We start from the raw sequence: 4,992 nt of genomic DNA on the forward strand, positions 1-4,992 counted from the left end.
CCGCGATCGAGCAGGTCGCCCAGCCAGATTTCGGGCAGCGGATCGACCTCGATCACCACGCCCTGATGCGGCGCATCGGCGGGCACCAGCCGGCCGAGATCGGCGACCTCGGCATAGGTCACGGGCAGGTCGGACGGGAAGCCGCCGAACGCCCCCAGCGCCTCGCGCGTGCCCCATACACGCCGCACCGTCCGCTCTGGATTGGCGAGCGCCGCGCTCACGGCGTGGCGGCCCCAGATGCGGGGACGGTTGGAGGAGGGGACGGACGGACGGTGACCTCGGCGCATCGGCGCTGCATGTGGACCCGCGCCGCCGATTGCAAGTCCGCGCACGTGTCCTGGGCATGGTCTGCCGACGGCAGCGCTACCGCCGTTGCGTCGGGACGGCGATGTTAACGATTTGGGCATCACCCTGCGCTAGGGCGTCTCTGCGGTCGCCGGCGTAAGGCGTGTACTCCACCGGCGGCCGCACGCTTCCCGATAAGCACGCCATGTCATCGACACGCGCATGTCGATCGCTGGGCCGCGTCGTCGCCATTTGCGTTCGGGGAATCCGCCATCGCACGGCGCGGCCGGCAGCGGACAGTGTCGGATCAGGGAAGGACCACCGCTCGACAGCGTTGTTGCTGAAGCGGTGGTGGACAGGGCTGGATTCGAACCAGCGTACGCTCACGCGGGCAGATTTACAGTCTGCTGCCTTTAACCACTCGGCCACCTGTCCCCGGGGCGCACCCGCTTGGGGAGGCGCGTCTTTGGCGAAGGCGGGCCGGGCTGTCAACGCCGTGCCGTTGACCGATGCGGTACGAAGATGGCATGGCGCGCATCGCCGGCCTGGCGGGTGTAGCTCAATGGTAGAGCAGAAGCCTTCCAAGCTTACGACGGGGGTTCGATTCCCCTCACCCGCTCCAGCCCGGCCTCACCTCGCCAGCGATTGCCCCTCGCTTGCCTGATCCGTCGGGTGGAGGGCCAACATGGTCAGCGATGCGCGCAGCGCGGCGCGGCCCTTTTCGCTCAGCCGCACTAGCGGTTGCGCGCCGCGGTCCGGGTCGCGGGCCGGCGCGGGAAATTCCTCGACCAGCCGCATCCGCGCCAATTGGCTCAGCCAGCGCAGCGTGACGCTCTGCGGCGCGTGCGCCGACAGGCTGGCGTCGAGCACCGTCCGTCCCTGCGTCCCCGCGACGAACAGGTCGAGCAGCAACTCCATCGGCGGATGGCCGAAGATTTGCGGGTCGAGCTCGGCGCACAGCCTGCGCCGCGCCTGCACCGCTCGCTCGGCGATGCGTGCCAGTTCGTCGTCCGACGTCGCGTCGGGCGTGGCGCCGACGCCCACCGACGACGCCTTCCCCCTCTTGTCAGCCACGTCCCCTCCGGCTGCTATTGTGCGTTTCTCGAATCGCTGTCCGATCCGCTATTTTCGCTGCGCCGCGCTGGCGTCGCGCGCGGCGCGGAATTCGCTGTCCGCGCTCCAGTTGGGCCAGTCGCGCGACGAGGCGAGATCGCGCCCGACCGTGTAGAGCATCGCCAGATCGTCGGTAATCCCGCGCACGTCCCATTCCGGCGACCATTCGTCGGCCGGCTGGTGATATTTGGCCTGGTTGTAGGCCTTGCCCAGCACTTCGCCGCGCGCCGTCCCGCCATCCACCAGATCGTTGCCCGATCCGAAAGAGAAGGCCGGCACGCCGCGCTTCGCCATCGGGAAATGGTCCGAACGGTAGAAGCCGCCCGATTCGGTGTGCGGATCGGGGGTGAAGGTGCGTCCGCGTGCCGCCCCGACCGCCACCAGCCGGTCGAGCAGGTCGAGCTTCGCCACGCCCGAAATGGTGAAATTGCGCGCCGGCCCGACGGGATCGAGCGCATCCATGTTGATTACGCCTGCCGTCGTCGCCAGCGGGAAGAGCGGGTTGGACGCATAATATTCGGAGCCGAGCAGCCCCTTCTCCTCCGCCGTGACCGCGAGGAACAGGATCGATCGGTCGGTCGGCGACGCCGCCTTGAACGCGCGCGCCATCTCCAGCAGCGCGGCGGTGCCCGTCGCATTGTCGACCGCGCCGTTATAGATGCGGTCGCCGCGCGCGTCGGGCTGACCCACGCCCAGATGGTCCCAATGCGCCGAATAGATGACCAGCTCGTTCGGCCTTTTCGCCCCCGGCAGCAGCCCGGCGACATTGTGCGAGGTGATGACGCTCGCATCGACCGCATAATCCGCCGACAGCGTGGCCTTCAGCGGCATCGGGCGGAAGTCGGGCGACTGTGCCGCCTTCTTCGCCGCGTCGAAATCCAGCCCCGAATCGCGGAACAGCTTCACCGCCACGTCGCGCTGGATCCAGCTTTCGAACGGCGTGTGCTGCGCCGTCGGGTTCTTGCGGACGATGTCGAACATCGTGTTGACGTTCGAATTCTTGACCGTGTTCCAGCCGTAGGAGGCGGGCTCGGTCTCGTGCACGATCAGCACGCCGGCCGCCCCCAGCTTCGCCGCCTGTTCGTATTTGTACGTCCAGCGGCCGTAATAGGTCATCGTCTTGCCGCCGAACGGGCCGTCCTCGCCCTTCATCCCGGCTTCGAAATCGGGATCGTTGACCAGCACGACGAGCAACTTGCCCTTGACGTCGACGTCCTTGAAATCGTCCCATTTCCGCTCGGGCGCGGACACGCCATAGCCCACGAACACCAGCGGCACGTCCTTCAGCGTGACGCGCTTCTGCCCGGTCATCGCCGCGCGCACCGCGATCTGCTCGCCCTGCGTCAGCGATTGCGCGGCCCCGCCCGATGTCAGGGTCAGCGACGGGCTTCCGACGATCGACGCCTTCAGCAGCGGCACGTCCTGCGTCCAGCCGCGCTTGCCGCCCGACAGGTCGCCGCCGGGCTGAAGCCCGATCGCCGCCATCTGGCGCGTGAGGAAGGCGACGGTCTTGACCTCGCCCTCGGTCGCCGGACCGCGCCCTTCGAACTCGTCCGAGGAAAGGACCTTCACGTCCTCCGTCAGCCGCGCGCCGTCGAAGGTCGGGGCGGGCTGGGCGAGGGCGGCGGTGGAGGCGAGGAGCGAAAGGGTGATAGCGATAGCATGGCTCATTTGGCCAGCTTGTCAGGCATTTGGGTCGCGTACAACCGCTTCGTCGCGCGGTCGGCTCGCTACAGCGCCAGCCACACCAGCGGGCAGGCGAGCAGGCTGATCGCCGCCGCGCGGGGCAGCCACCGCGCCAGCGGCAGCCGGTCTCCGATCGCGATCCCGGCGCCGATAATCGCCGCGCAGCCGATCCAGAAGATCGCCGTCAGCGGCATCGCATTCCCGCCGGCCATGCGCGCGACGAAGGTAGCGGCAAGCGCAATCGGCACGCCCCAGACGATGCCGTCCCATGCCGCGCGCAGGCGCGGCTCGTGCCGCCCACGCCGCCGCCGCTTTCCCAGCCAGATATACGTCCCGGTCGCGACGATCGCACACAGCGCCGTCCCGAACACGACATAGGCGATCTTGACCGGCAGCCCGCCGAAATTGCCGAAATGCAGGCGATAGGTCGACGCGGCCGCCTGCTGGCCCAGCGCGCCTTCGGCCAGCCCCGCGGCCCCGTGATACCGCCCCTGCGCGTCGAAATTGTAGCTTTCGCCATAGATCAGGCGGCGGGGATGTTCGGCCAGCACCTGGACATGCTGCCCCCGGGTCAGCGGATCGTGGACCACGATATAATAAGGATGCACGCCGGGGATCCGCGTGGTGACGTAGCGCAGGGGGCCAGCCACGTCGGGAATGCCGCCCGGGCGCGTGTCGGGCTTTCCCTCGCCGCCAAAGATCGGGGCGTAGGCGGCGGTGACGTCGCCTTTGTAATAACGCGCCGCGATCCCATACGCGGCCAGCGTGGCGAGCCCGATCATCGCGCCCGTCAGCGCGATCGCGAGCGAGAAGGGCAATGTCCACACGCTCAGCCGGTTGTGCCAGTCGGCCAGCGCGACCCCGCCCGGCTGGCGCGTGCGCAGGCGGAACGCGTCGCGGAAGATGCGGGGCAACGCGATCACGCCCGTCAGCGACAGCGCCAGCATCACCACGCCCAGTGCGCCGACGACCATGATCCCGTACAGCGCGGGCAGATTGAGCGCGTAATGGAGGTCGAGCAGGAATTCCGACCAGCTATTCTGTTCGGTCGTGACGACCGCGCCATCGGGCCCGACGTGCAGCCCCTGCGTATCGGTGATGAGCGTCGCGCGCGGCAGCGGGGCGACCGGCAGGTGGATGTACAGGTGCGTGCTCGGCGCCTTGCCCGCCTTGCGCTCGGCGGTGAGCACGTCGGCGACGGCGCGCTGGAGCGCGTCGGGCGCGATCGCCGCCATTTCGGGCGCGTGCGGCTGCTCGATCCGCTGCAATTCGTCGTAGAACACGATCAGCGTGCCCGTGACGCAGACGATATAGAGCAGCGCGCTCGCCAGCAGCCCCATGGCGGCGTGTCCGACCAGCGCCTGCCTGACCATGTTGGGCCCGAACAGAGGCTTCACGCGCCGACCCCCGCGAGCAGGGCCACCCCGCCGAGCGCGGCGGGAATGGCCAGCGCCAGCACCTGGGTGCGCCGCCGCCCGGTCATCAGCACCATCGTCATCAGCACCATCCACGACAAGGGCAGCAGCATCAGCGCCAGCACGTTCGCGTCGGCTTCGTTGGCGCCCGCGGCGCTTGCCACGCCGCGCGCCGCGACGACCAGGACCAGCGCGCTCGCCAGCGCGAGCGGCACCGTCAGCACGAACGTCAGCAGGCGTCCGCCGATCCGGGTCGGCTCGCCCCGATCGGGCAGCATGTGGACCCGTCGCTCCGGGGTCGCCCGGCCGCTCGTCCGCGTCGCCAGCGCGGCCGGGGCGAGCAGCAGCAAAGCGACGGCGGTCGCCGCCAGCCCCACCACCGTGACGCCCCACGCCCCTGCCGCCGCCGCGCCGGCGACGGTCCCGCCCGCCAGCAGCAGCCACGCGACCAGATTGTACCGCGCCGACCGTTTCGGCAGGCCCCAGGCGTGGC

Annotated in this window: 5 protein-coding genes and 2 tRNA genes; 1 reads left to right on the forward strand and 6 read right to left on the reverse strand. The window is 69.5% G+C overall.

The window, feature by feature from the left end; translation table 11 throughout:
• The coding region (locus tag ACOJSF_RS10565; RefSeq protein WP_420142165.1) for an RNA methyltransferase substrate-binding domain-containing protein at positions 1-287 on the reverse strand (287 nt) is incomplete at its 3' end.
• Positions 288-634: 347 nt separating this feature from the next.
• A tRNA-Tyr gene (locus tag ACOJSF_RS10570) sits at positions 635-720 on the reverse strand.
• A 113-nt stretch (positions 721-833) separates the two neighbouring features.
• Here ACOJSF_RS10570 and ACOJSF_RS10575 point away from each other — a divergent pair.
• A tRNA-Gly gene (locus ACOJSF_RS10575) sits at positions 834-907 on the forward strand.
• An 8-nt stretch (positions 908-915) separates the two neighbouring features.
• On the opposite strand, the gene ACOJSF_RS10580 is transcribed toward ACOJSF_RS10575, so the two are convergent.
• From ACOJSF_RS10580 to ACOJSF_RS10595, 4 genes are all read right to left on the reverse strand, one after another.
• The gene (locus ACOJSF_RS10580) at positions 916-1,359 is read right to left on the reverse strand and encodes a hypothetical protein (protein ID WP_420142166.1); all 444 of its coding nucleotides are present in this window, start codon (positions 1,357-1,359) and stop codon (positions 916-918) included.
• A 48-nt stretch (positions 1,360-1,407) separates the two neighbouring features.
• Positions 1,408-3,069, reverse strand: coding sequence for a M28 family metallopeptidase (locus ACOJSF_RS10585; protein WP_420142167.1), 1,662 nt, complete (start codon positions 3,067-3,069; stop codon positions 1,408-1,410).
• A gap of 59 nt (positions 3,070-3,128) precedes the next feature.
• The gene (locus tag ACOJSF_RS10590; RefSeq protein WP_420142168.1) at positions 3,129-4,481 is read right to left on the reverse strand and encodes a PepSY-associated TM helix domain-containing protein; all 1,353 of its coding nucleotides are present in this window, start codon (positions 4,479-4,481) and stop codon (positions 3,129-3,131) included.
• The coding region (locus ACOJSF_RS10595) for a hypothetical protein (protein ID WP_420142169.1) at positions 4,478-4,992 on the reverse strand (515 nt) is incomplete at its 5' end. The genes ACOJSF_RS10595 and ACOJSF_RS10590, both read right to left, overlap by 4 nt.

This window comes from Sphingomonas sp., assembly GCF_048594985.1.
GTDB lineage: Bacteria > Pseudomonadota > Alphaproteobacteria > Sphingomonadales > Sphingomonadaceae > Sphingomonas_I.